This is a genomic window from Brevundimonas sp. (genome assembly GCF_041648115.1).
Classification (GTDB): Bacteria; Pseudomonadota; Alphaproteobacteria; order Caulobacterales; family Caulobacteraceae; genus Brevundimonas.
On the sequence record NZ_JBAZPR010000019.1, the window covers coordinates 1 to 24978 of the forward strand.

The window sequence follows — 24978 nt, forward strand, 5'->3', positions numbered from 1 at the left end:
CCGGCCTCCTGCTCGCGCAGGATCCCGATGATCTGCTCTTCCGTGAATCTTGATCGCTTCATTCTGTCCGTCCTTTCGAGGGGCGGACTCTAGCTATTCCTGGAGGAGTTTCAGGGGGTCACGTCAGCAGCCGTTCCGTTGGTGCGAAGGCAGGCGGCAGTAGCCGTCGAACCTCAGTGGTTATCTCTGCTGTCGTCAGAGGCTGGTCGGCAGCCCTGAGGATTCTCAGAACCGTGCGGACGGCTTCTCCGTTTGGCTGCCTTCTTCCTTCGGCGTCCCGCAATGGTTGCTTGGGCCGAAAGGCGAGCAAGGCCGCATCGATCTTATCGAGATCAAGGCACGCACGGCTCTGCTCCGCCTGAAGGGCGCCGAGGTAGATGAGCAAGGCCTCTCGCCTGTCGAGCAGGCTGGATCGGTCCGGGTGGTCGTTTGATGCGTTCTCCATGGCGAAGAACGTAAACAGAACAGCCAGTTAGTCACCCCGGCTCTAGGTGACTTTGCGCCCTAACAGCGCCAACGGGAGAAGGACAGGACACGCCCACGTCCGCATCTGACGTAGCGTTGGTTTACGGCTGCGGTCATGACCGACGTCTATCGCATCCGCGCCGCTCAAACCTGGGCCCAGGCCCGCGCCGACTATCTGTCCGGCCTCAGCGCCGAGGCCGTGTGTCGCCGCCACGACCTGGGCCTGTCCGCCTTTCGCCGTCGCGCCCGCAAATACGGCTGGCGTCGCAGCGACCAGGTCGAGCCCCCGCCCGGCAAGATCGACCTCGGTCTCTATTCCGACCTGGACATGGACGACCTGGCCCGCACCGCGCGCCTGCGCTTCGCTGAGGCGGTCGAGAGCGGGCGCGCCACGGACGCCCGGCGCTGGCGGCGTCTGGCCGATGACCTGGCCCGCGAGGCCCGAGATTTCGACGCCGACTTCTTCAAGGGCATGAGCCGCGAGGCCATCGACGCTTGTCGCGTCACGATACGACGCGAGATCGCAGAGGAGGACGAGGCCCTGCTGGGTCCGCCGCCCGAGGACTGATCCCGTTGCGATCTGCTCGCAAAAATCTGCACGAAAGTGCACTCAAAAAATTCGGAGTGCACTTTTTCCCGCTCAGGCGGTCGGGGCCATCACTTTCAGGAACAGCACCCGCGCCGCGCCATAGTCTCGCGCGTCCAGCCGCTGATAGCCGGGCGTGTCGATCTCCGGCTCGTCCGACCCGCGCTCGAACACCACGATGGCGCCGGGCTTGAGCCAGTTGCCCTCCAGCAGCCGCGCCAGCGTCTGCTCCCCCAGCCCCTTGCCATAGGGCGGGTCCAGGAAGGCGATGTCGAAAGCCTCGGCGATGGGGCCGGGCCGCACGCCCAGGTCCGTGGCGCTGCGCCGATGCACCCGCGTGCGCCCCATAAGCCCATAGGCGTCGGCGTTCTCGCGGATGGCGCCGCGCGCGCCGTCGTCGGTCTCGACGAACAGGCAGAAGCCCGCCCCCCGGCTGACCGCCTCGAACCCCAGGGCGCCCGATCCGGCGTACAGGTCAATGACCCGCGCCCCCTGCAGGCTCTCGGCCCAGGCGGCATGTTCCAGCACATTGAACACGGCCTGCCGCGCCCGGTCCGAGGTCGGGCGCGTGCCCTGCCCGTCCGGCGCGACGATGGCCCGGCCCTTCAGGCTGCCGGCGACGATCCGCATCAGGCCTCAGGCGCCGCGAACTGCGCCCACAGTTGTTCGGTGGTCAGGCGCGGCCGGTCGCCCGCCAGCGCATAGGTCGCCGGCTTGCTCTCGATGCAGAACTCGTCCTCCAGCGCAAAGGCCGTCGGATCGTCGAAAGCCTGGGCCGAGACCATGGTGATCCCGCCATCGTTGGCGCGCCAGAACAGGCCGGTCCCGCACGCGGGGCAGAACTGCCGCGTCGCCCAGTCGGACGAGGCATAGGTCGCCACATCCCCCTGGACCTCGACGCTGTCGCCGCAATCGACGCTGAACAGGATGCCGCCCGAGATGTGTCGGCACGTGCCGCAATGGCAGGCGTGCATGCCGCCCTTGGGCGAGGCGGTGAAGCTCACCGCGCCGCACAGGCACCGGCCGGACAGGCGTGCATCCATCGTCAGGTCTCCAGTCGCCGCTTAGCGCGGCGTGCGGGGCTTGCCCCCTGGCGCGCGGCCGCTGGTGCCCGAGGGTCCAGCCGGCTTGCCGCCGCCGGTGCGGGGCGGCCGCGTCTCGCGGCTGCTGCCGCTGGCGCCGAAGCCGCGTGGCTTGAAGTCGCGCTTGCCTGCGTCTGCGCCCGCCGTGCGCGGCTTGTAATCACGCTTGGGACCGTCGCTGCTGCGCGCCGGAGCGCCGTCACGCGGCGTATAGGTGCGGGCGGGCCGATCACCATCCTCGCGGGGCGTGTAGACGCGCGCAGGGCGTTCGCCATCCTCGCGAGGCTTGTAGGCCTTCTTGGGATGGACGGTGCGGGGCGTCGCCTTGGCCCAGCCTTCCTTCTTGGGCGGACGCTCACGGCGCTCGACCGCATCGGCCTGGGCCGTCTCGGCGGCGCGGACCCGGCTGGGCTTGCGCGACGGATCGGACATGGCCGAGCCCGAGTTGCCCTTGAGGATCGGCGTCGACACCCGACGACCAGGGATGGGCGCCGGCGTCTCGACCGTATTGCCCATCGGCAGGTTCTCGGGCCGGATGTAGTCGGCCAGCAGCTCGCGGATCACGCGCGGCCCGATCTCCTCGACCGACCCGACGGGCAGGACGTCCAGACGGAACGGGCCATAGGCCAGGCGGATCAGCCGGTTGACCGTAAGGCCGACGGACTCCAGCACCTTGCGGACTTCGCGGTTCTTGCCCTCGGTGATCGAAACCGAAATCCACAGGTTGCTCGGCGTGCGGCCGTCCTCGGATTTGCTTTCCTTGGCCTTGTCCAGCGTCGCCACCATTGGACCGTAGGAGATGCCCTCCACGACGGCGCCTTTCTTCAGCTCGTCCAACTGCTCTTGGGTTATTTTGCCCCGCGCCCGCGCCCGGTACTGACGCACCAGCCCGGCCGAGGGCAGCTCCATCGCCCGGCTCAGCTCGCCGTCGTTGGTCAGCAGCAGCAGGCCTTCGGTCGACAGATCCAGCCGTCCGATCGAGATCACGCGCGGCAGGCCGGCCGGCAGGGCGTCGAACACCGTCGGGCGGCCCGTCGGATCCTTGTGGCTGGTCAGCAGGCCAGCGGGCTTGTGATAGCGCCAGACGCGCGTCGCCTGCGCCCCGCCCATGGGCTTGCCGTCCACGGTGATCACGTCGTCGCGCGTCACCAGGGTCGCCGGCGTGTCCAGGATGCGGCCGTTCACCGCCACCTTGCCCAGGCCGATCAGACGCTCGACCTCACGACGCGAGGCGATACCCGCGCGGGCCATGGTCTTGGCGATTCGCTCGGCGCGCAGGGGCGTGTCGGACGCCTTGTTGTCCTTGCCGCCGCCCCTATCCGCGCCCTTGTCGCTGCGCGGACGATCGCTCGCCCCCGCTCGCGCCGGCTTGTCGCCGAACCGCTTGGGGCCGTCTTCGCGAGGGCTGCGTGGCTTGTCGCCATAGGATTTCGTCCCGTCGCCGCTCTTGCGGGGACCGGAGGATTTAAAGGGCCGGGGCGACCGTTCGTCTTGACGGGCGCGGGGCTTCTTGTCGTTGTCGTCTGTATGGCGGACCATGATGAGCGGTTCATGCGCATGGCGCTGGACCAAGCGCAAGCGGCGGCGGACGCAGGAGAGGTGCCCGTGGGTGCAATTCTTGTCGATCCGGCCTCAGGTGAGGTAATTTCGACCGGCGCCAACGGTCCCATCGCCGCGCACGACCCCACCGCCCATGCCGAGATCGTCGCCATGCGCCGCGCGGCGACGGCGCTGGACAACTACCGTCTCACGGGCCTGACCCTCTATGTCACGCTGGAGCCGTGCGCCATGTGCGCCGGCGCCATCAGCCACGCCCGCATCGGCCGCGTCGTCTGGGCCGCCGACGATCCCAAGGGCGGCGCGGTCATCCACGGCCCTCGCCTGTTCGAACAATCCACCTGCCACTGGCGCCCGACGACGGACTCAGGTCTTCTGGGGCAAGAGGCGTCCAACCTGCTCAAGTCCTTCTTCCGTCAACGGAGGGGAACGGCTGCAGGCGGCGCACGTTAGAACGCCGCGAAAAGCTGCGCTGTTGGGCGTCGCCGTGGAGGGAATGTCGTTGTTCAAGCCGGATCTGCCGCAGTCGATCGTCTTCAGCGGGCTTGCCGCCCTGGCCCTTTTGACCGCCTGCGGTCCCGATCCCGACAAGGCGCCGCGTACCGGCGACGAGGTCAAGGAACGCGCCATCGACGCCCAGACCGCCCGCCAGCGCACCGGCGCCGAGATCCAGGACCGCACGCTGAACCGCGTCGTCCACACCGTCTATCTGTGCGACAATGGCGAGCGCCTGTCGGTCGATTTCGACAATCCGCGCCAGATGGCGACTATCCGCAACTCGTCCGGCGAGGCCATCGACCTGTATCAGGAACGCGCCGCCGACGGCATCTGGTACCGTGCCTCCAACGTCGAACTGCGCGGCAAGGGAGTCCTCGCCACCTGGTCCGTCGAAGGCCGCCAGCCCACGCAGTGCCGGGCGGTGGACTAAAACGCCGCCAGCCGCCGATCCAGCCCGTCGCGCACCGCGGGCCAGTCATCGTCGATAACCGCGAACATGGCGGTGTCGCGCGCCCGGCCGGTCCAGGTGATCTTGTGCTTGCGCAGCACGCCTTCGGCCTTGGCGCCCAGCTTCAGGATGGCGGCCTGGCTCTGGGCGTTAACGGCGTCTGTGATGATCTCGACCCGCACCGCGCCAGAATCGAACGCGTGGCCCAGCAACAGCCGCTTGCAGGCCGGATTGCTCGCCCCGCCCCGCGCCTGCGGCCGATAGAAGGTCGACCCGATCTCGCAGCGGCGATAGGCCGGATTGATCTCGTACAGGCTGGTCGTGCCGACCACCACGCGGTCCGACAGCCGCCGCACCGCATAGGCGATCCGTGTGCCCGCCTGCATCGCCGCCAGGGCGCTGTCCCACCAGGCTTCGAAATGCGCGCCATAGGCCGGCGCGACCATGATGTCCCAGGTCGCCGCGTCGCAGTCCAGCGCCGCCCGCACCTCGGTTTTCAGCCCATCCTCGAACGGCTCCAGCCGCACGAAACGGTCCTCCAGCGGGATCGTGGCGATTCGCATCACGCGGTCGCGCCTTCCTCGATCAGGAAGGCGCGCACCTTGGCGGCATCCACACCCTTGGCCACGAAGGCCTGGCCGATGCCGCGCGCCAGGATCAGGGTCAGCGCCCCGCCCTCGGCCTTCTTGTCGCCGGCCATCAGGGCCAGCAGCCGATCCGCCGCGAACACCCCCGCCTGCGCCAGCTGGGTCGGCAGGCCCGCCGCCGCGACCACCGCCTCGACCCGTTCCACATCGGCGGCAGAGCACAGCCCCTCGCGCGCCGAATACCGGAAGGCCATGCAGCACCCAAGGGCCACCGCCTCGCCGTGGGCCAGCGCACCCTCGGCGAAGCCGACCTCGGTCTCGACCGCATGGCCGAAGGTGTGGCCCAGGTTCAGCAGGGCGCGCCGCCCCGCCTCCTTCTCGTCCTCGCCGACCACCGCGCTCTTGATCTCGACCGAGCGGACCACCGCCCGTTCCAGCGCGGCCGGATCGCCGTCTGCGCCCGCCGCTCCCTCGCCCGCCAGCCAGTCGAAGAAGGCCGCGTCGCAGATCAGCCCATGCTTCAGCACCTCGGCCCAGCCGGACTTCACCTGACGCGGCGGCAGCGTCGCCAGCACGTCGATATCGGCCAGCACCAGACGCGGCTGATGGAAGGCCCCGACCAGGTTCTTGCCGCGCGGCGTGTCGATGGCCGTCTTGCCGCCGACCGACGAATCGACCTGGGCCAACAGGGTCGTCGGGATCTGCACGAAGTCGATCCCGCGCATGAACAGCGCCGCCGCCAGACCGGCCAGATCCCCCACCACCCCGCCGCCCAGAGCGATCACCACATCCTTGCGGTCCAGCCCGATCTCCAGCAACCGGTCCAGCACGCGCTCCAGCTCGGAGAAGGACTTGGACCCCTCGCCTGCCGGCACGGCCACGATCTCGCTCTTGACGCCCGCCGCCGTCAGCGACGCCATAAGGGCCTGGGCGTGGATGCCCGCCACCGTCTCGTCGGTGACGATGACCGTCCGCCCCTTGGCCAGCGGCGCGATATGCGCCCCCGCCTGCGCCAGCAGGCCGCGTCCCACCACCACGTCATAGGCCGCAAAGGCCCCGCCGCTGACCGGAATGATCGTCACGTCTTCGTCTCCGCACGCCGTCTGTGGCGCCAGTGCCGGCGCAGGTTCTTGTGAATGGCGTCCACCGCCTGGCCGTGCGAGCCCTGGCCCACGTCCACCGTCACGTCCGCCTCGCCATAGATAGGGTAGCGCGCCTCGGCCAAGCCGGTCAGCACCTCCAGCGGATCCTTGCCGCGCAGCAACGGCCGCGTGTCGCGCCGCGCCACCCGTTCCGCGATCACCGCCAGATCGGCCCTCAGCCAGACGGTGTCGGAACGCGTCTTCAGCAGGGCGCGCGTCTCGGGGTTCATCATCGCCCCGCCGCCGGTGGCCAGCACGATGGGCGGCCCCTCCAGCAGGCGGCGGATCACCCGCGCCTCGCCTGCCCGGAACTCGGCCTCGCCCAGGGCGGCGAAGATTTCCGACACCGTCATCCCGGCCGCCGATTCGATCTCCACGTCCCCATCGGCGAACGGCAACCTCAGCCGATTGGCCAGCCGGCGTCCCACCGACGATTTGCCCACCCCCATCAGCCCGACCAGGGCTATGGTGCGGGTCGGTCCCGGATTCGCGCGCCGCCTCATCCGGCGGCTCCGGCGGAACGGTCGGTCGAAAGGACGGCGAAGGCGGCGACGCAGGCAGGCATGATCGATCAAACCTCTACACCAAGCCCGCTCCCACGCCATCCGTTCGAAGGACGGACGGTGCGATGACGCCCCAGATCGAGGCCTTTCTGGAGATGATGGCCGTCGAACGCGACGCCTCGCCCCACACCCTGTCCGCCTATGGCCGCGACCTGGCCGACGCCGAGACGGCGCTGTCGGACGCCGGCGGCCTGATGAAGGCCGACGCCGAGGCGGTCGAGGGCTGGTTCGCCGACCTGTCGCGGCGCGGCCTGTCCGCCGCCACCGCCGCGCGCCGCCGGTCCTCCGCGCGTCAGTTCTATCGTTTCGCCCTGGCCGAAGGCTGGCGCACCGATGATCCGTCGCGCCGCCTCGACGCCCCGAAACAGGGCCGGTCCCTGCCCAAGGTTCTGACCCGCAACGAGATCGACGCCCTGCTGGCCGCCGCGGCCGCCCGCGACGCGGCGGCGGGCCTGCGCCTGGTCGCCCTGGTCGAGATGGCCTACGCCTCGGGCCTGCGGGTCTCGGAATTGCTGGGGCTCAAGGTCGAGGTCATCCGCCGCGACCCCGCCTATCTGATCGTGCGCGGCAAGGGCGGCAAGGAACGGCTCGCGCCCCTGAACACCGCCGCCCGCGAGGCCATCAAGGCCTGGCTGACCGCCCGCGATGAGAAGCGCAAGCCCGAGACGCCCGACAGTCCCTGGCTCTTCCCGTCATCCGGCCGCACCGGACATCTGACCCCGCGCCGCTTCGCCCAGTTGCTCGACGAGGCCGCGATCACGGCGGGCATCGACCCGGCCCGCGTCAGCCCCCACGTCCTGCGCCACGCCTTCGCCACCCACCTGCTGGAAGGCGGCGCCGACCTGCGCGTCGTCCAGACCCTGCTGGGCCACGCCGACATCGCCACCACCCAGATCTACACCCACGTCGCCACCGACCGCCTGGCCCAGGTCGTCCAGCAAAACCACCCCTTGGCGCGCGACGACTGACGGCGCATATTCGGGCCATGGCGCATTCATTCTACGTCAAGGCGATCTGGGACGCTGAGGCCAGCGTTTGGTACAGCGAGTCCGACATTCCGGGCCTCGTCCTTCAGACGGACACGCTGGAAGAATTCGAGGATCTGATCAGGCATTTCGCGCCCGACCTCCTCGCCTCCAATCTGGACATCCACGAACCCGTCGCTATTCGTTTCGAGGCGTCACGGCAACTCGATCTGGTCGCAGCCTGACCATGGCGTTGCGACTTTGCGGCCCGCGCGAGAATCGTTTCTAGATTCGATTCCGGGGAAGATTGATGGTTCAGGACTACTACAGAGACCTGACGCGACGGCTTAAGGATGCCGGCTTCGAGCGCGTTCCAGGCGGCAAGGGCAGTCACGAGAAGTGGCGAAATGCAGCGGGTCGCCAAGTCACCGTGCCATCCAAGCCCATGCGGATCATGGCCAACGAAATCCTCAAACAGGCCGGTTTGCCAAAGGCCTTCTGAACCGCCGCTTGCCCGGCGGCGTTGACCTCTCTAGGTTCCCCCGCCTTCCCCAAGGGCGCTCTTGCCCGCTCGCAGTTCCCGGACGCCTTGATGGCCACGCACTATCTCGACTTCGAAAAGCCGATCGCCGATCTGGAAGCCAAGATCGAGGAGCTGTCGCTGCTGTCCGACGCCTCGGGCGATTTCGACAACGAGATCGAGGGCCTGCGCAAGAAGGCCGAGCAGCTGCGCAAGAAGACCTACGCCGGTCTGGACCCCTGGATGAAGACCCAGGTCGCGCGCCACCCGCAGCGTCCGCACTTCATCGACTATGTCCAGAGCCTGTTCACCGACTGGAACGAACTGCACGGCGACCGTCAGTTCGGCGACGACCAGGCCATCCTGGGCGGCCTGGCGCGCTTTCGCGGCCGTCCGGTCGTGATCATGGGACATGAAAAGGGCCACGACACCGCCACCCGCATCACCCACAACTTCGGCATGGCCCGGCCCGAGGGCTATCGCAAGGCCGTGCGCCTGATGGACATGGCCGAGCAGTTCGGCCTGCCGGTCCTCAGCTTCATCGACACGGCCGGCGCCTATCCGGGCCTGGGCGCCGAGGAGCGCGGTCAGGCCGAGGCCATCGCCCGCTCGACCGAGCGCTGCCTGACCCTGGGCGTGCCCTCCATCGCCACCATCACCGGCGAAGGTGGATCCGGCGGCGCCATCGCCATCGCGGCGGCCAGCCGCGTGCTGATGCTGGAGCATTCGATCTATTCGGTCATCTCGCCCGAGGGCGCGGCCGGCATCCTGTGGCGCGACGGCGCGCGGGCCAGGGACGCGGCCATGGCGATGAAGATCACCGGTCCGGACCTGATGGGCCTGAAGATCGTGGATCGCCTGATCGAGGAGCCAGTGGGCGGCGCCCACACCGACCGCGACGCCGCCATGGCCAATGTCGGCGACGTTCTGGCGGAAGAGCTGAAAGGCTTCGAGGGTCTGTCGCCCCAACAGATCAAGAAGCGGCGCGCCGACCGTTTCTACGCCATCGGCGCCCTCTAGCCGAACAGCGTTAACGCAGCATCCACCATCGTCTGCCACGCTGCGACCTTCACTGGAGCGCATGGGGGTTTGCGACCGGCCATGATCACGACGACGGCGGGACAGACCGAAGCCTTTGCGGCATGAGCGGCGGCGAATCCCTGCGCGAAAGCGCCGTCTTCAACCTGGGTGGCGCGATCACGATGATCGTCGACGATTCGCCCTTCTCGCTGACGCTGACGTCCAACGCCTTGACCGGGTTCGGCATCCGGCCCGCCTTCGCCTGCGGCACAGGAACCCAGGCCAAGAAGCTGCTGACCGACAAGCCCATCGATCTGCTGGTCGTGGATACCGACATGCCCGACATCGACGGGTTCGAACTGGTGCGCTGGCTGCGCCGATCCGGGCCCAACCCCAACGCCTTCACTCCCGTCATCATGACCGCCAGCCACATCCGGCGCGGGCGTGTAGCCGAGGCACGGGACTGCGGCGCCAACTTCGTCGTCACCAAGCCGTTCAGCCCCGCCATGCTGCTGGAGCGGATCCTGTGGGTCGCGCGCGGCAGCCGGCCCTTCCTCGAAGTCGGCGACTATCTGGGACCCGATCGCCGGTTCCGACACAGCGGCTATGAGGGCGTCGAACGCCGGGTCGACATGATACGCAAGGCCAAAGGGATGGAGAGCCTGGCCCTATGACCGTCATCACCCACAATCAGCGCAAGTCGCGCCTGTCCGAGATGCTGGATCGCCCCGGCGGCGTCAGCGTCGGTGTCGCCCTGGCCCAGGCCAGGGCCAATCTGGACGCCTTGCAGGACCAGGCCCGCGCCATCATCGCCGACAATATCGCCGTGCTGTTGGCCAAGCCCGAGCCCGGCCTGATCGAGCCGATGCGGCTGGATCTGGCCTATTCCGCCTCCAGCCAGATCATCGACGCGGCCAGCCCGTTCGCGATGGACGACCTGTGCACGGCGGCGAAAGGGCTATGCGACCTGCTGGACGCAGCCCCGCGCCAAGGCGGATTCGACTGGCGCATCGCAACCGTCCACGCCCAGGCGATGAAGGTGCTGCTGTCCCTGCCGCCCGAGGAGCAGGCCGCCCGCAGCGCCATCCTGACCAATCTGCACGAAGTCCTGCGCAAGAAGCTGCCTTCCAGCGATCAGTCCGCGACCTGAGACGCCTTGCCGGCGCGCGTCTGCTTGCGCCACAGGGCGGCGTATTCCCCGCCCTGCCGCGCGACCAGCTCGTGGTGCCCGCCGCGCTCTACGATCCGCCCGGCTTTCAGCACCAGGATCTGATCGGCATCCGCCACGGTGGACAGCCGGTGCGCCACCACCAGGGTCGTGCGGCCATGACGCGCCTTTTGCAGGGTCTTCTGGATCGCGGCCTCGGTTCGGCTGTCCAGGGCGCTGGTCGCCTCGTCCAGGATCAGGATGCAGGGATCGGCCAGCAGAGCCCGCGCGATGCCGACACGCTGACGCTCGCCGCCGGACAGTTTCAACCCCCGTTCTCCCACCCGCGTCTCCATCCCGTCCGGCAGGCCGCGAATGAAGTCGGCCAGTTCCGCCGCCTCGGCCGCCGCCCAGACCTGGGCCTCGTCCGCATCGGGTCGGGCGAACGCGATGTTGGCGCCCAGGGTCTCGTTGAACAAAGCCACGTCCTGCGGCACCAGGGCCACCGCAGCGCGCAACGACGCCTGCGTCACCTGACGCGCATCATGGCCGTCGATCAGCACGCGCCCTTCCTGCGGATCGAGCAGACGCAACGCCAGTTTGACGATGGTGGACTTGCCCGAGCCGGACGGACCGACCAGCGCGGTCGTCGTGCCGGGCGCCGCAAAGAAACTGACGTTCTCCAGCCCATTGGCCCGCGCGTCGTGGCGGAAGCCGACGTTTTCGAACCGCACCGACGCGCCGCGCGCATCGACCGGGCGCGGCAGGGCCAGCGCATTGGGGGCGTCCGCGACCTGGGGCGTCTGACGCGTCACCTTCAGCATCTCCTCCATGTCGATGAAGGACTGGCGAATTTCGCGATAGGCGAAGCCCAGGATGTTCAGCGGCGCATACAGCGAGATCATGATCAGGACGGCCGCCGTCACGTCGCCCGGCCCCATCCGCCCGGCCGCCGCCTCGAACCCGGCCATCACAGCCATGACGCCCAGTCCCAGGTTCATCACCAGGGCCTGCATCCCGTTCAGCATGGCCAGCGAGCTGTTGGCCTTCAGCGAGGCCTCGGCATAGTCGCCCAGCGCCCGGTCATAGGTCTGGGCCGCACGCGTCTCGGCGCCGAACGACTTGACCGTCTCATAGTTCAGCAGGGCGTCGACCGAGACGCCGGCCGCCTCGGAATCGGCCGCATTCATGATACGGCGATGCTCCAGCCGCCAGTTGGACATGGCGAAGGTGGCGGCGGTGTAGATGACCACAACGACCACCGCGACGGCGGCGAACCGCCAGTCGTATTTCGCGCCCAGCACCCCCGCCGCCAGCACCAGCTCGACCCCGGTCGGGATCAGGTTGAAGGCCAGGATGCGCAGCAGGAAGTCCACCGCGCGTGACCCGCGATCCATCGTCCGCGACAGTGCGCCCGAGCGTTTGGTCTGGTGGAAGTCCAGCGACAGGCTCAGCGCATGGGCGAAGGCCTCGGCCGCCGTGGTGCGCTGGGCGGCGGATCTGACGGGTGCGAACACCACATCCGACACCAGCGGCGAGGCCGCCGACAGGAACCGCACGACCGTCCAGCCGATGGCGAAGGCCGCAAAGCCCAGACCGACGGCTGTCGCCGCGCCCTGCCCCGCCGCCAGCCGATTGACCGCCGCGCCCAGCACCAGGGGCGCCATGACGCCGAGCCCCTTGCCCGCCAGCGTCAGCAGGATGGCGCAGATCAGCCTCAGTTTCAGGTGCGGCGCGCCCGAACGAGCTACCAGCCGCGCAAGGTCCGCCAGCGCCGTCAGCGTCGGGGGTCCGTCCGTCTTGTCCTGTGTGCTCCCCGCCTGCTGCGCCTTGACCATCGGGTCACGCCTGCCGCCGGAGCGTTCGCCTCGTATCGCCATGATCCGCATATGGAAACCCAATGCGACCGGGGAAAGGCCACGCTGGCGCGTGACAGGGGATTAGTGGCTCAACCCAGGCCGACGACCGCCTCGATCAGCTCGTCCACCGCCGCTTCCTGTGTCGCCCACGAACAGACGAACCGCACCGATCCATCGTCGAACGGATAGCAGGCCCAGCCCAGGGCGTTCAGGCGTGCGTGCGCCTCGGTCGGCATGCGCACGAAGACGGCGTTGGCCTCGACCGGATGGGCCAGGGTATAGGGCGAGCGCCCCGCGATCCCCGCCGCCAGCTTCTGCGCCATCAGATTGGCATGCGCGCCGCCGCCCTCCCAGTCGCCGCTTTCCAGAAGCCCCAGCATCGGTCCCGACAGCAGGCGGGTCTTCGACGCCGTCTGCCCGGCCTGTTTCAGGCGGTTGTCCAGCCGCCGCGCCAGGCTCTTGTCGAACAGCACGATGGCCTCGGCGCAGTTGGCGCCCGCCTTGGCGCCGCCGAACACCAGCACGTCCACGCCCAGGCGCGGAATGTCCTTCAGGTCGAACCCGCAGGCGACGGCGTTGGTCAGTCGCGCACCGTCCATATGGACGCCGTAGCCCAGCGCCTTGACCGGCTCGATCAGGTGCCGCAGCTCTTCTTCGGTATAGACCGCGCCATACTCCGTCGCCTGGGTCAGCGACAGGGCGGCCGGCGGCTGGCGGTGACCGACCTCGGGTTCGGCCAGTTGCGCCTGCAAGGCCAGCGGATCGATCTTGCCCGAAAAGCCCGGCAGGCCGATCAGGCCGACGCCGTGGCCGAAGAAGCCCGGCGCCCCCGTCTCGTCGGTGCAGATGTGGGCGGCGTTGTGCGCCAGCACCGCCTCGTAGGGCTGGGCCAGCATCGACAGGGCAATGGCGTTGGCCGCCGTGCCGCTGAAGACGAAACGCACCTCGGCGTCGGCATCCAGCCGCTGGCGAATCTGATCGGCGGCGCGGGCGGTGACGTCGTCGGCGCCGTAGGCTCTAGCGAACCCCTTGTTGGCGCGCACCAGGCCCTCGATGGCGCTCAACGCCATGCCTGCGGTGTTGTCGGAGCCGAAATCGTAACGCATCAACTGGCCTTGAACGCGGTGACAGAGGCCGTTGCGCCGGGAATGGCGGACGACGGGTCATGGTCGCCATAGGGCACAGCGACCTGGTGCGGGAACGGAATCTCGATACCGGCGGCGTCCAGCGCCTCCTTGCCGCCCTGCATCAGATCGGCCTGGGTCTGCCACCAGTCACCGACCTTGACCCAGGCGTGCAGCGTCACCTGAACCGAACTGTCCAGCAGGCCCGTCACTCCCGTCCAGGGAGGCGGATCTTGCAGCACCGCCTCATGCGCCTCGGCCATGTCGACCAGCGCCTTGCGCGCCCGGTTCAGATCGTCGCCGTAGCCGACGGTGAAGTTGATCTCGATCCGGCGGGTCTGCTGGCCGGTCAGGTTGGTCAACGCATCGCTCAGAACCTTGGAATTGGGGATGACGATCTTGTGGTTGTTGGCGTTCGACAACTGGGTCGTGAACAGGTCCAACCGCTGCACCGTGCCGTTCATCCCGCCGACATCGACGATGTCCCCGACGCGATAGGGCCGCAGCACCAGCAGCATGATCCCGGACGCCACGTTCGACAGCGTGCCCTGCAACGCCAGGCCCACCGCCAGTGACGCCGCGCCCAGGACCGCGATGATCGAGGTCGTCTGCACCCCCAGCCGTTGCAGCACCGCGATCATGCCGATGATGAACACCACCACCCGCACGACCTGGACCGCAAAACTCAAGACCGTCGGATCGTGACGGAAACCCTTCACCCGTGACAGGGCGTTCCTCGCCGCCCGCGCCGCCCATTTGGCCGCGAAGACCGTGGCGACGAAGATCAGGATGGCGATGGTCAGGTTGATCGCGAAGTCGCCTGCCATATCGGTCAGCTTGGCGATCATGGCGGCGTCGATGGAGACGGCCTTGCGCCCTGCGGCGACCGCCTGGGCGACATCGGTTGGAAGAGGCGAGGACATGCGGCGGGTCTAACGCGTGGCGCGCCGATTGGAACCCCCGAAAGCCCGATTTCAGCCCTTTGCGATCCGCCCGCCGCCGCTTTCGATGGCGTCCAGCAGGTCCATCACGTCTTCGATGGTGTTGGCCTCTCGCGCCGGCTTGTCCCAGCGGATGCGGCTGACGCGCGGGAAGCGCATGGCCACGCCCGACTTGTGCCGGGTCGATCGGTTCAGCCCCTCGAAGGCGATCTCAAGCACTAAGCCGAAATCCCGCTCGGCCCGCACTGAACGCACTGGTCCGAAACGGTCGATGGTGTGGTCACGCACGAACTTGTCGAGCTGTTTCAGTTCCTCGTCGGTGAAGCCGAAATAGGCCTTGCCCACCGGCGTCAGCGCCCCCTCCGGCGTCCAGACGCCGAAGGTGTAGTCGGAATAGAAGCTGGATCGCTTTCCATGACCACGCTGGGCGTACATCAGGACGGCGTCGATGACGTGCGGGTCGCGCTTCCACTTGAACCACGGCCCCTTGGGTCGTCCCGCCAGATAGGGGCTGTCCCAGCGTTTCAGCATCAGCCCTTCGGCCGCGGCCCCGACCGGCGGATCGGCACGCAGGCGCGCCAGTTGGTCCCAGTCGGCGTAATCGACCACCGGCGACAGATGCAGCCGTTCGCCCGCATGGCCCGCCACCAGGGCCTCCAGCTGCTTCCGACGGTCACGAAGCGGCTGGCTTCGCAAGTCCTCGCCGTCCTGCGCCAGCAGGTCATAGGCGACCACCGCCGCCGGGAAGGCCTGCATGGCCTTGGCGTCCACCGTCTTGCGGTTCAGCCGCTGCTGCAAATCCCCGAACGGCGCCACCGCCCCGTCGCGCCAGACGATCAGCTCGCCGTCGATCGCGCCCTGGAACGCCAGGGCCTCCATCACATCGGGAAAAGCGGCCGAGATTTCGTCGCCGGTGCGCGAATAGAGCTTGCGGACCTCGCCCTCCAGCACCGCCTGGATGCGGATCCCGTCCCACTTCCACTCGGCGGCGTAGTCGGCGGGCGACAGCTTGGGCAGATCGACGGCCTCGTCGATGGCGACCGCCAGCATGACGGGGCGGAACCGGCCGGGCGCGTCGGGGCTGGGCCGCTCCGCCCTGCCCTCCAGCCAGGCGAACAGATCGGCATAGGGCGGCTCGACCGCGTGCCAGACCTCCTCAATGGCCGAGGCGTCGAGGGCCTGCAGCGTCGTCTGCGCCTCGTCCCCGTCCGGCGACGGCGGCGCCATCACGGCGTCCGGTCGCATCATCGCCGCCGCCGTCTTGGCCAGCCGCGCCGACAGCCCGACGCGCAAGGCCCCGGTCATCAGCTTCAGCAGCGCCCACCGCCCCTTCGGCTCCAGCGCATCCAGCCAGCCTTCCAACAGTCCCCTCACCTCGGCCCGACTGGCGGTGCGAAGCGCCTCGACCACCTCGGCCAGCTCCGGCTCGCGATTGGGTCGGTGATCGGGCGTCACGGGCCAGATCAGGGCTACGGTCTCGGCCAGATCCCCGACATAGTCGTAGGACCAGCCGAACAGCACGCCGTCCACCCGCCCCTCGACCGCCTTTCTGATCATGGCCGGCTTGGCGGCGTCGAAGGTCAGGTCGCCCGTCAGCGCCGCCAACGCCCACCCCCGGTCAGGATCGGGTGTCGCCCTCAGATAGTCGCGCACCAGCACCAGTTTCGCATTGCGCGAAGCCGTCAGGGACAGGCGATCCAGAAGCTCGGCGAAGGCGCGCATCGTCATCCATCTTGGGCGCGCGAAGCGTCGCCGTCCCTCCAGAACGAAGAACGCCCCGGAGGTTTCCCTCCGGAGCGCATCTCAAGTCTGCCGTGGGTCAGTTGAGATCACGGCGGTGATCAGACCACCGGCTACGGCGGCCAGAACCACGTCATTGCCTTTGCAGGTTTATTGACAGCCCTGTGGCGGCGCGCGCAAACCATAGCGGTTGTAGTCGTCGCTCACCGCATAGGCGTTCTACCGATACCGCTGACCATAGCTCCAGGTCCGAACCTCATAACCCCGCGGGGGCGCATAGTGAGGCGCGCTGTAGCGGCGCTCGGCCCGTTGCCAGCGATCATAGTCGCGTTGTTGCTGGCGATAGTCCTGGCGGTCCTGACGGTGGTCGCGGCGATAGTCGCGACGGTCTTCTCGCTGCTCGTAGCGATGATCGCCGCGCGACTGGGCCGATGCCGCGCCGGCGGCGCCCAGGGTGGTCGTGGCCATCAGGACGGCCATCGTGGCGGTGAGGATCTTTCTCATGATCGTATCTCCATCTGCGCCGAAGAATTTCGACTTGAGCGCAGTTATGGAGCGCGGCGACTGAGGCGTGTCTGAACCGCCGTCAGCGCCTGAGGTTCATCGCGGGAACACGTCGCGGCCGCAATCAGGCGGCGGCGGCGGTCTCGGACGGCGGCAGCGCCATCTGGCCGACGGCTTCGCGTCCGCCCCCGACCCGCCCCATCAGGGTCGCCAGGGCGCTGAAGTCGATGGGCTTGTTCAGATAGGCGTCGGCTCCGGCGTCCAGGCCGGCCTCGTGATCTTCGGTTCGGGCCGAGGCTGACAGAACGACGATGGGCGTGCCCGCATTTCGGCCCCCGCCGTCGCGAATAAGTCGGGTCGCGGTCAGGCCGTCCATGACCGGCATGTTCACGTCCATGATGATCAGGTCGAACGGCTGATCCTGGGCGATCTCGACCGCAATCTGGCCGTTTTCGGCCGTCGAGGTGACGTGGCTGGCGGAACTCATCCAGGCCTCCAGGATCATGCGGTTCACCGGATGGTCCTCGACCACCAGCACCCGCAGCGATTCGCCGCCTTCGATCTCGGCGAAGATTTCATCGGCCGCGACCGGCTTGGCCCACTCCACCACCTCGGCCTCGATCTCCAGGGTGAAGCACGAGCCCTCGGCCAGCCTGGAGGTGACGGTGATGTCGCCGCCCATGATGTTGGCCATGCGCCGCGCAATGGTCAGGCCCAGGCCCGTGCCGCCGAACCGGCGCGTCGAGGAAGTGTCGACCTGGGTGAAGGGCAGGAACAGCCGCTCCAGGTCCGCCGCGGCGATGCCGGTGCCGCTGTCCTTGACGATGAACTCGAACCGCACACGCTGGTCCGAAATCCGGTGGCCACGCACGATATAATGAATCTGGCCGGCCTCGGTGAACTTGACCGCGTTCGACAGCAGGTTCTGAACCACTTGGCAGACTCGCAGCGGATCGCCGCGCACCACCGTCGGGATCTCGCCCTCCAGGGTCGAGACGAACTCCAACCCCTTGGCTTCCGCCTGGGCCTCGAACGGGCCGGTGATCCGCTTGTGCAGGCTGTCGACGGCGATATCGATCACCTCGAAGTTCATCTTGCCCGCCTCGATCTTGGTCATGTCGAGGATGTCGTTCAGCAGCGACAGCAGGTTGTCGCCCGAGTTGCGGATGATCGACAGATACTCCCGCTGCGTCGTCTCCAGACGGGTGGCGCTGAGCAGTTGGGCCGCGCCCAAAACGCCGTTCATCGGCGTGCGCAGCTCGTGAGAGATCACGCCCAGGAAGTTCGACTTGGCGTCGTTGGCCGCATTGGCCTTGTCGCGCGCGGCTTCAAGCTCCTCGATCAGATGAGCCTGATGCGACTGGAAGGCGCGGATGCGCTCTTCGCGCAGCAGGGTCATGGTCACCAGGACGAACAGGCCCGCCGCCGTGAACGGCAGGACGGCCAGCATGGACCAGAACTCGCTGGTGCCCCACAGGCTGAACAGAATGACCGCCGCCGCGGCGCCGTAGGGCGACGAAATTATCATGGCCTGACGCGGCGAGCTGCGCAGCTGGGCGAACACCAGCACATAGCCGGAGATGATCAAAGCCAGGGCCAGCGGCCGTCCGAAATCGGAAGGCGAGAACCAGGCCAGCAGGGGCGCGATGGCCCAGGCGCCGGTCGTCACCGTGGCGACGATGGGGAAGATCATGCCCCATCCCGTCTCGACCTGGTGGCTCAGCCGCTTTTCGACCATGCCGCGCACGGAGCCCGCAGCGACCGTCAGCCCGAACCACAGCACGGCCTGCCACAAGCCCACCGTACCCATCAGGCCCAGGGCCCAGGACGCGATGATCATGTAGCGCAGGTACTGCGTCTGCAGAATGGCGGTCAGCGCCTGGGCTGCATCCCCGGCGCGTTGATCGCCCGGAAGCGCCTTCGCGAGGCCGTCTGATTCCACCATAAGCCCAGATCCCCACGTTCTGTTTGGTCGCGTGACGTTAAGACGAAGGTTCTAAGACGATGTGAACGCTGTTTTTTTGGTCATGCGGGGTTTCCCGCCTCCTCCGGCGTCAGCGCCTTGATCGACAGGGCGTGTACGGGTCCGGCCATCTCGTCTTTCAGCAAGGCGTTCACCGCGCGCTGGCGGGCCAGGCGCGATTGCCCCTGGAAAGCGGCCGAAACGATCACCAGATTGAAGTGGCTCTCCCCGCCGGGCTTCGCATCCATACCGCCTTCATGGTGGTGGCCAGCGTGTCGCCAGCTGTCATCTTCGACCTCAAGCCGTTGCGGCGAGAGCCCATCCATCAGTTTTGCACGAATAATCGTCGCGACCGGGCCTTCAGACATGATCGATTCCTTGATGCGGTCCAATTCGGCCCTACACTTCGGCTGATGTCCGCCTCCTTTCAATACAAGCCGCGCTTCACCGACATTCGGGTCAAGCCGCCCAAGCCCGATGAAGAGGCGGCGAAAGCCGACGTCCTTCACCTCAAGCCGGGCGAAAAGCCGTGTCAGTGGCCCGACTGCCGCAAGGCCGCCGCCGCCAAGGCGCCCAAGTCGCGCGAGCGGCTGAACGACTTCTATGAATTCTGCCAACCCCACGCCGGCGAGTACAACAAGGGCTGGAACTTCTACGCCGGGATGAGCGAAGGCCAGATTCGCAACCTTCAGGAGAACGAGGCCATGACCGGCGGCCGCCCGACCTGGGAAATGCAAGCCGGCAAGTTCACGCGTGAGGCCGCCGCCTTCGCCGCCAAGATGGGCACGTCCAACACCACCGGCGCAGGCTCATGGCGCGACAGCTTCGGCCTGTTCGGGCGCAAGGGCGACCAGGCGCCCCAGTCTCCGACCGAGGATCGCCGCATCGGCAAGCTGGAACGCACCGCTCTGGCCGACCTGGATCTGGATCCCGGCGCAGACAAGGCCAAGATCAAGGCCCAGTACCACGACCTGCTGAAACGCTTTCACCCCGACACCAACAACGGCGACCGGGGCGCGGAGGCCAAGCTGCAACGTGTCATCAAGGCCTGGAAGACGCTCAAGAAGGCCGGCCTGGCCTGACCTCGCCTATTCGGCGTAGATCATCTTGCGGGTCATGCCGCCGTCCACCGTCAACACCTGACCCGTGACGAAGCCCGCGTCGGCCAGATAGAGCACGGCCTGGGCGATGTCCTCGACACGCCCCACCCGGCCGACGGGATGCTGGTCATGATCGACGGGTCGCAGGTCGTCGTCGCCGGAAATCCAGCCCGGCGCGATCGCATTCACCCGCGTCTTCGGCCCCAGGCTGATGGCCAGGGCGTGGGTCAGGGCGACGATGGCGCCCTTGGACGCGGCATAGGCTTCGGTCTCAGGTTCCGACATGAAGGCGCGGGTCGAGGCCATGTTGATGATGCTCCCGCCCTTCGCCAGCAGCGGAATGGCGCTGCGGGTCATCAGGAAGGCGCCTGTCAGGTGGCTGTCGACCGTGTTGCGCCAGGTTTCCAGCGACAGTTCGGCCAGCGGCCCGTTGACGGGATCAGCGACGCCGCCGTTGTTCACCAGCAGGTCCAGTTCCGACCAGCCGAGTTCCTCATAGGCTTTGGCGACCGAGGCCTCGTCGCCGATGTCACACAGAATCTGGCGGGTGTCGGTGCTCATGCCGGCCTTCAGGTCGAAGGACGCCACCTCCCACCCGCATGCGCTCAACGCCTTGCAGATGCCCCAGCCGATCAGACCCGCGCCGCCCGTCACGATTGCTTTCTTCATGGTCCCGAAACCGGCGACGACCGGCTTGGTTGCGCCGGATCAGGGCTGACCGGCGGCCTGGCTGGTCGAGGCGGTCATCATCGGGGCCGAAGGTTCCCGGAAATAGCGGTCGATGCCGTCCGCAACAGACTTCATCAAACGACGGCGCGCGCGCTCGTCGGTCAGCAGCCGCTCGTCCTCGGGATTGGTGATGAAGCCCATCTCCAGCAGCACGGCCGGCACGTCCGGCGCCAGCAGCACGGCCAGACCGGCATCGCGGTGGCTGCGGCGCAGCAGCGGCTGGTCCGAGGCCTCCAGATGGGTCAGCAGAACGCGGGCGAATTGGGCCGAGCGGTTCTGGGTCGCGCGCTGGGTCATATCCAGCAGGATGCGATCCACCGACGGGTCGCGGCCCGGCAGGTGCAGTTCGCGGTGCCAGTTGTCGCCGCGCGTGAACTCGCGCACGGCACGGCCCGCGCCCTGTTCCGATAGCGTATACACGCTGGCCCCGCGCAGCGCGGGATCGGCCCCGGCGTCGGCGTGCAAAGAGATGAACAGGTCGGCGTCCGACTGACGTGCAATCGACACCCGGCGATACAGGTCAACGTACCGATCATCGGACCGGGTAAGGCGCACGCGATAACGACCGTTCTTCTCCAGTTCGGCCTTCAGCGCCAGGGCGGCGGCAAGAGTGACTTCCTTTTCTTTAGCGGTGGCGCCGCTGGCGCCGGGATCGTTGCCGCCGTGGCCGGCGTCGATGACGATCAACGGCCGTTCGGCCCGGCGCGGCGGCGCGCTGGGTCGCGGCGCAGGCGTGTTGGACGCGCGTACGGCCGCGCCGGTCGCCTTCAAATCCACGACATAACGATAGTGGCTTACGCCGTCGCCGGGCGGCAGCAGGAAGCGTCGTTCGATCTCGCTGCCTCGCGCCAGTTCCAGCTGAACCCGCGACGACCCGCCGGACCATGTGACTTCATAGGACCGCACCAGGCCCGATCCGCCGCCGCTCAGCCCCCGTCCCGGCGCCACGCCATTCAGGGCCAGGACCACGCGGCCCTCGCCGCCGGCGTCGATGACGCGGCCCTGCGCCGACTTGTCCAGATCGATGACGACACGGGTGCGGTCGCCGTCGGCGCCGAAGCGCACGGCCAGCACGTCGCCCTGGGCGCCCCAGGCGAAACCGCGTGTGGCGAACAGGCCGACCATGCAGATGACCACGAAGGCAAGGGCGGTCATCGCCCATTCCTTCGCGCCCCAGCGCATCAAACCTGTCAAAACGCGACCGCTCATTGCGACGGCGAACCCAATTCAAGCCTACTCGATCCTCAGGATGCCAGAGGCTCGTGTGCAGGGGGTTAAGGCGAACGCCTTTTAATTCTCCAGTTGCGTGACTATGCTGTGAACGCTCGCGAACCGATCGCGCCGATTTCGCCTCTGCGAATCTTGGCGCGCCCTCCTCGCGGCGTGACTTTCACCAATCCGAGAACCGCCCCGGCATCGCCGATGGTTCGAAGAGCGGACCAGGGACGCGGCCTTCCCAAGGGATTGGCGCGCCCGGTTCAGGACCGACGACTTCAATGGGCCTTTCCGCCTGCGTTCCCCAACGGCTTGATCAAGCCCGCTTCGCCGTTCTCGGCGAGGGGATGTCGCGCGCGCCGGCCCCCACCTTCATTCGGCGAGCCGCCATGACCCTGCCCGGTGTTCCGGGACGGTCGGCCTGCGCGCGCCAGAGAGAGACTATCCATGTCAAAGACAATGCTGATCGATGCGGCGCATCCCGAGGAGACCCGGGTCGCCATCGTGGACGGACGGCAAATTGAGGAATTCGATTTCGAATCCCGTGCGAAGCGCCAGCTTCGCGGCAACATCTACCTCGCCAAGGTCACCCGCGTAGAGCCCAGCCTCCAGGCTGCGTTCATCGAATACGGCGGCAATCGCCACGGCTTCCTGGCCTTCAACGAAATCCACCCGGACTATTACCAGATCCCTGTCGCCGACCGCGAAGCCATCATGGCCGAAGCGCACGACGACGAGGACGAGGACGATCTGGACCGTGAGTCCGCCGGCGACGACGTCGATCCCGAAGGCGCCCTGGCCGACGAGGAACGGCTGAAGCGTCGCCTGATGCGTCGCTACAAGATCCAGGACGTCATCAAGCGCCGCCAGATCCTGCTGGTTCAGGTCGTCAAGGACGAGCGCGGCGCCAAGGGCGCGGCCCTGACCACCTGGCTGTCGCTGGCCGGCCGCTACTGCGTTCTGATGCCCAACACGGGCAAGGGCGGCGGCATTTCGCGCAAGATCACCAACACCTCCGACCGTCGCCGCCTGAAGAGCGCCGTCTCGGCCCTGGAAGTGCCCAAGGGCATGGGCCTGATCATCCGCACGGCCGGCGCCAAGCGCACCAAGGCCGAGATCAAGCGCGACTATCAGTATCTGATGCGTCTTTGGGAAACGATCCGCGAGACCACGCTCTCGTCTCACGCCCCCTCTGTGATCTACGAGGAAGAGAATCTGGTTCGCCGCGCCGTGCGCGACATGTTCGACAAGGATTTCGACGGCATCCAGGTCGAGGGCGTCGAGGGCTTCAAGGAAGCGCGCGACTTCATGCGCGTGCTGATGCCGGCCCAGGCCAAGAAGGTTCACCTGTATCGCGGCTCGCGGCCCCTGTTCGCGGCCAACGGCATCGAGGAACTGCTGACGCAGATTCACCAGCCGGTCGTGCCGCTGAAGTCCGGCGGCTATCTGGTCATCAACCAGACCGAGGCCCTGGTGGCCATCGACGTCAACTCGGGCCGCGCCACCAAGGAACGCAACGTCGAGCAGACGGCGTTCAAGACCAATATGGAAGCGGCCGAAGAAGCCGCCCGCCAGCTGCGCCTGCGCGACCTCGCCGGCCTGGTCGTCATCGACTTCATCGACATGGATGAGAGCAAGAACAACCGCGCGGTCGAGCGTGTGTTGAAGGAAGCCCTGTCTTCCGACCGCGCCCGCATCCAGATGGGCCGCATCTCGCCCTTCGGTCTGATGGAAATTAGCCGCCAGCGTCGCCGCCTGGGCGTGATAGAGGGCGCGACCGAGGCCTGCCCGCACTGCCAGGGCACCGGCCGCATCCGCTCCGCCGAATCGGCCGCCCTGATGACCCTGCGTGCGGTCGACATTGAGGCCGGCAAGAACGGCGCAGGCGTCGTGGTTCTGAAGGTCTGCACCGCCGTCGGCCTGTACATCCTGAACCACAAGCGCACCTATCTGCAGTCGCTGCTGGAACGTCGCGGCCTGAACGTCATCGTCCAGATCGACGACAGCCTGGGCCAGGGCGAGCACAATATCGAGCGCACCGAGACCAACGAGGACTTCGTCGCGCCCGAGATCGAGATGCCCAATCTCGACGACGGCGATTTCGACGCCTCGCTTTACGAAGACGAGGATGAGGACGACGACGAGGAAATCGTCGGCGACGACGATGACGACGATGTCGAGGGGCTGGACCGCGAGGACAGCGACGACGACGAGCCGCGCGAACGTTCTGAACGCGCCGAGTCCGGCGGTCGTGATCGTGGTCGGGGCCGCAATCGCCGCCGTCGCGGCGGTCGGCGCGACGAGGAGACCGTCGAGGTCGCCGAAACCTCGGAAGCCGCCGACACGCTGAACGTCGACGACGCCTCGGACGACGAGGAAGACGAGAACGGCCGTCGCCGTCGCCGTGGCCGCCGTGGCGGTCGCCGCGTCCGCGAGGATGGCGAGCGCGACGTCTATACCTGGGTCCGCGGTCGCACCCCGTCGCTGGACGACCCCTATGTATGGTTCGACCCGCTGAACCCGGGCCGCCCTGAACCGCGTAACGAACGTCCCGAACGCGCCGAGCGTCCGGCAGAGGCTCAAGCCGAGGTCAAAGGCCTGGACGCTGTCGCCGGCGAAGGCTCCGGCGAGGAAGGCGGCCGTTCGCGCCGTCGCCGTCGTCGCGGCCGGGGTCGTGGCGACGCGCCCGTCGGCCACGAGATCAAGGTCGAGAACCGCGCCACCAACGAAGGCATGCCGCCCGACGGCTCGCCCGAGACCCCGATGGCCGTCATCGTCGAACCGACCGGTGAGAGCGTCGAGGCTGCTGCGCCGGCCATCGCGCCCGAGCCCCAACCCGAACCTCAGCGCCGCCGCGTGCGTCGCAAGTCGGCCAGCGCCAATGTCGAGATCGCGGCCGAACCGCATCCCGACACGGCCATCGAGCCGAACGAGGCCACGGTCGAAGGCGCACCGGTCGAACTGGACGTGACCCCGCACGAGGCCCTGGTCGCCGAGCCGGTCGCCGTCGCCCCGGTCGAGCAGCCTGCCGCGCCGGTCGCTCCCCCCGTTGTGGCCGAACCACAGCCGGCCGTCCTGGCCGAGCCGTTCGTGGCGCCGACGCCCGAGGTCGATGTCGAAGCGATCATCGCCGAAGATCCGAACCAGATCGTCGCACCGCCTGAAAAGCCCAAGCGCGGGTGGTGGCGCCGCTGATCGGTCACGATTAGACTGTCAGGATGCA

Annotated in this window: 27 protein-coding genes; 11 read left to right on the forward strand and 16 right to left on the reverse strand. The window is 67.8% G+C overall.

Translation table 11 applies throughout. The features are described 5' to 3' along the window. Positions 1 to 118: 118 nt before the first annotated feature. Positions 119 to 385, reverse strand: a complete 267-nt coding sequence (locus tag WC597_RS15530; protein WP_372694752.1) for a hypothetical protein — start codon at positions 383 to 385, stop codon at positions 119 to 121. A gap of 195 nt (positions 386 to 580) precedes the next feature. Here WC597_RS15530 and WC597_RS15535 point away from each other — a divergent pair, with 195 nt between their 5' ends. After that, entirely contained in the window at positions 581 to 1033 is a 453-nt protein-coding gene (locus WC597_RS15535; RefSeq protein WP_372694754.1) for a hypothetical protein, read from the forward strand. A 72-nt stretch (positions 1034 to 1105) separates the two neighbouring features. Here WC597_RS15535 and rsmD read toward each other — a convergent pair whose 3' ends face one another. The 3 genes from rsmD to WC597_RS15550 are packed head-to-tail and all read right to left on the reverse strand — an operon-like array spanning position 1106 to position 3672. Beyond that, positions 1106 to 1681: a 16S rRNA (guanine(966)-N(2))-methyltransferase RsmD gene (gene rsmD, locus WC597_RS15540; protein ID WP_372694756.1), complete on the reverse strand. Its 576-nt coding sequence runs from the start codon at positions 1679 to 1681 to the stop codon at positions 1106 to 1108. Further along, complete coding sequence (locus WC597_RS15545) at positions 1681 to 2094, reverse strand: GFA family protein (RefSeq protein WP_372694758.1); 414 nt, start codon at positions 2092 to 2094, stop codon at positions 1681 to 1683. Before WC597_RS15545 ends, rsmD begins: the two co-directional genes overlap by 1 nt. 21 nt (positions 2095 to 2115) lie before the next feature. Continuing rightward, a complete protein-coding gene (locus WC597_RS15550) occupies positions 2116 to 3672 on the reverse strand; it encodes a pseudouridine synthase (protein WP_372694760.1) in 1557 nt (518 codons plus the stop codon). Positions 3673 to 3684: 12 nt separating this feature from the next. Here WC597_RS15550 and tadA point away from each other — a divergent pair, with 12 nt between their 5' ends. Beyond that, positions 3685 to 4143 (forward strand): tRNA adenosine(34) deaminase TadA, encoded by a 459-nt coding sequence (gene tadA / locus WC597_RS15555; RefSeq protein WP_372694762.1) that lies wholly within the window; start codon positions 3685 to 3687, stop codon positions 4141 to 4143. A 43-nt stretch (positions 4144 to 4186) separates the two neighbouring features. Then, the gene (locus WC597_RS15560; RefSeq protein ID WP_372694764.1) at positions 4187 to 4618 is read left to right on the forward strand and encodes an MliC family protein; all 432 of its coding nucleotides are present in this window, start codon (positions 4187 to 4189) and stop codon (positions 4616 to 4618) included. Here WC597_RS15560 and WC597_RS15565 read toward each other — a convergent pair. From WC597_RS15565 to WC597_RS15575, 3 genes are read right to left on the reverse strand one after another with little or no spacing between them, the layout of a single operon-like run. Beyond that, entirely contained in the window at positions 4615 to 5199 is a 585-nt protein-coding gene (locus tag WC597_RS15565) for a GNAT family N-acetyltransferase (RefSeq protein ID WP_372694842.1), read from the reverse strand. The two genes, WC597_RS15560 and WC597_RS15565, sit on opposite strands and share 4 nt — an antisense overlap. Further along, a complete protein-coding gene (aroB, locus tag WC597_RS15570; RefSeq protein WP_372694766.1) occupies positions 5199 to 6305 on the reverse strand; it encodes a 3-dehydroquinate synthase in 1107 nt (368 codons plus the stop codon). The genes WC597_RS15565 and aroB overlap by 1 nt, the downstream gene beginning before the upstream one ends. Beyond that, positions 6302 to 6868 (reverse strand): shikimate kinase, encoded by a 567-nt coding sequence (locus WC597_RS15575; protein WP_372694768.1) that lies wholly within the window; start codon positions 6866 to 6868, stop codon positions 6302 to 6304. Before WC597_RS15575 ends, aroB begins: the two co-directional genes overlap by 4 nt. 125 nt (positions 6869 to 6993) lie before the next feature. On the opposite strand from WC597_RS15575, the gene WC597_RS15580 reads away from it, so the two are divergent. The 6 genes from WC597_RS15580 (at position 6994) to WC597_RS15605 (ending at position 10583) form a co-directional block, all read left to right on the forward strand. Beyond that, positions 6994 to 7896 carry a site-specific tyrosine recombinase XerD gene (locus WC597_RS15580; RefSeq protein ID WP_372694770.1) on the forward strand — a complete coding sequence of 301 codons (903 nt, stop codon included), beginning with the start codon at positions 6994 to 6996 and terminating at the stop codon, positions 7894 to 7896. 17 nt (positions 7897 to 7913) lie between these two features. After that, positions 7914 to 8138, forward strand: a complete 225-nt coding sequence (locus WC597_RS15585; RefSeq protein ID WP_159844687.1) for a DUF1902 domain-containing protein — start codon at positions 7914 to 7916, stop codon at positions 8136 to 8138. A 65-nt stretch (positions 8139 to 8203) separates the two neighbouring features. Continuing rightward, a complete protein-coding gene (locus WC597_RS15590) occupies positions 8204 to 8395 on the forward strand; it encodes a type II toxin-antitoxin system HicA family toxin (protein ID WP_372694772.1) in 192 nt (63 codons plus the stop codon). Between the two features lie 90 nt (positions 8396 to 8485). Then, positions 8486 to 9433 carry an acetyl-CoA carboxylase carboxyltransferase subunit alpha gene (locus WC597_RS15595; protein ID WP_159844693.1) on the forward strand — a complete coding sequence of 316 codons (948 nt, stop codon included), beginning with the start codon at positions 8486 to 8488 and terminating at the stop codon, positions 9431 to 9433. Positions 9434 to 9555: 122 nt separating this feature from the next. Then, positions 9556 to 10107, forward strand: a complete 552-nt coding sequence (locus WC597_RS15600; RefSeq protein WP_372694774.1) for a response regulator — start codon at positions 9556 to 9558, stop codon at positions 10105 to 10107. Then, complete coding sequence (locus tag WC597_RS15605; protein ID WP_372694776.1) at positions 10104 to 10583, forward strand: chemotaxis protein CheE; 480 nt, start codon at positions 10104 to 10106, stop codon at positions 10581 to 10583. The genes WC597_RS15600 and WC597_RS15605 overlap by 4 nt, the downstream gene beginning before the upstream one ends. Here WC597_RS15605 and WC597_RS15610 read toward each other — a convergent pair. The 7 genes from WC597_RS15610 to WC597_RS15640 all read right to left on the reverse strand — a co-directional run bounded on the left by WC597_RS15610 (position 10568) and on the right by WC597_RS15640 (position 19079). Beyond that, on the reverse strand, positions 10568 to 12460 hold the full coding sequence (locus tag WC597_RS15610; protein WP_372694778.1) for an ABC transporter ATP-binding protein/permease: 1893 nt from the start codon (positions 12458 to 12460) through the stop codon (positions 10568 to 10570). The genes WC597_RS15605 and WC597_RS15610 overlap by 16 nt on opposite strands. Before the next feature lie 68 nt (positions 12461 to 12528). Next, the gene (locus WC597_RS15615; protein ID WP_372694780.1) at positions 12529 to 13545 is read right to left on the reverse strand and encodes a low specificity L-threonine aldolase; all 1017 of its coding nucleotides are present in this window, start codon (positions 13543 to 13545) and stop codon (positions 12529 to 12531) included. Next, positions 13545 to 14486: a mechanosensitive ion channel family protein gene (locus WC597_RS15620; protein WP_372694782.1), complete on the reverse strand. Its 942-nt coding sequence runs from the start codon at positions 14484 to 14486 to the stop codon at positions 13545 to 13547. The genes WC597_RS15615 and WC597_RS15620 overlap by 1 nt, the downstream gene beginning before the upstream one ends. A 51-nt stretch (positions 14487 to 14537) precedes the next feature. Further along, positions 14538 to 16226, reverse strand: a complete 1689-nt coding sequence (locus tag WC597_RS15625; RefSeq protein ID WP_372694784.1) for a cisplatin damage response ATP-dependent DNA ligase — start codon at positions 16224 to 16226, stop codon at positions 14538 to 14540. 237 nt (positions 16227 to 16463) lie between these two features. After that, on the reverse strand, positions 16464 to 16748 hold the full coding sequence (locus tag WC597_RS15630) for a hypothetical protein (protein WP_372694786.1): 285 nt from the start codon (positions 16746 to 16748) through the stop codon (positions 16464 to 16466). A 124-nt stretch (positions 16749 to 16872) separates the two neighbouring features. After that, positions 16873 to 18693, reverse strand: a complete 1821-nt coding sequence (locus WC597_RS15635; RefSeq protein WP_372694788.1) for a response regulator — start codon at positions 18691 to 18693, stop codon at positions 16873 to 16875. A gap of 80 nt (positions 18694 to 18773) precedes the next feature. Continuing rightward, entirely contained in the window at positions 18774 to 19079 is a 306-nt protein-coding gene (locus WC597_RS15640; RefSeq protein ID WP_372694844.1) for a BolA family protein, read from the reverse strand. Positions 19080 to 19124: 45 nt separating this feature from the next. Between WC597_RS15640 and WC597_RS15645 the strand changes: the two genes are divergently transcribed. Continuing rightward, positions 19125 to 19793 carry a J domain-containing protein gene (locus WC597_RS15645; protein ID WP_372694790.1) on the forward strand — a complete coding sequence of 223 codons (669 nt, stop codon included), beginning with the start codon at positions 19125 to 19127 and terminating at the stop codon, positions 19791 to 19793. A 6-nt stretch (positions 19794 to 19799) separates the two neighbouring features. Here the strand turns inward: WC597_RS15645 and WC597_RS15650 are convergent, their stop codons facing one another. Both WC597_RS15650 and WC597_RS15655 read right to left on the reverse strand, forming a co-directional pair. Next, positions 19800 to 20480 (reverse strand): SDR family oxidoreductase, encoded by a 681-nt coding sequence (locus tag WC597_RS15650; protein ID WP_372694792.1) that lies wholly within the window; start codon positions 20478 to 20480, stop codon positions 19800 to 19802. A 39-nt stretch (positions 20481 to 20519) separates the two neighbouring features. Continuing rightward, on the reverse strand, positions 20520 to 21695 hold the full coding sequence (locus WC597_RS15655) for an N-acetylmuramoyl-L-alanine amidase (RefSeq protein ID WP_372694794.1): 1176 nt from the start codon (positions 21693 to 21695) through the stop codon (positions 20520 to 20522). Between the two features lie 507 nt (positions 21696 to 22202). Here WC597_RS15655 and WC597_RS15660 point away from each other — a divergent pair. Next, complete coding sequence (locus WC597_RS15660; protein WP_372694796.1) at positions 22203 to 24950, forward strand: ribonuclease E/G; 2748 nt, start codon at positions 22203 to 22205, stop codon at positions 24948 to 24950. Positions 24951 to 24978: the final 28 nt, after the last annotated feature.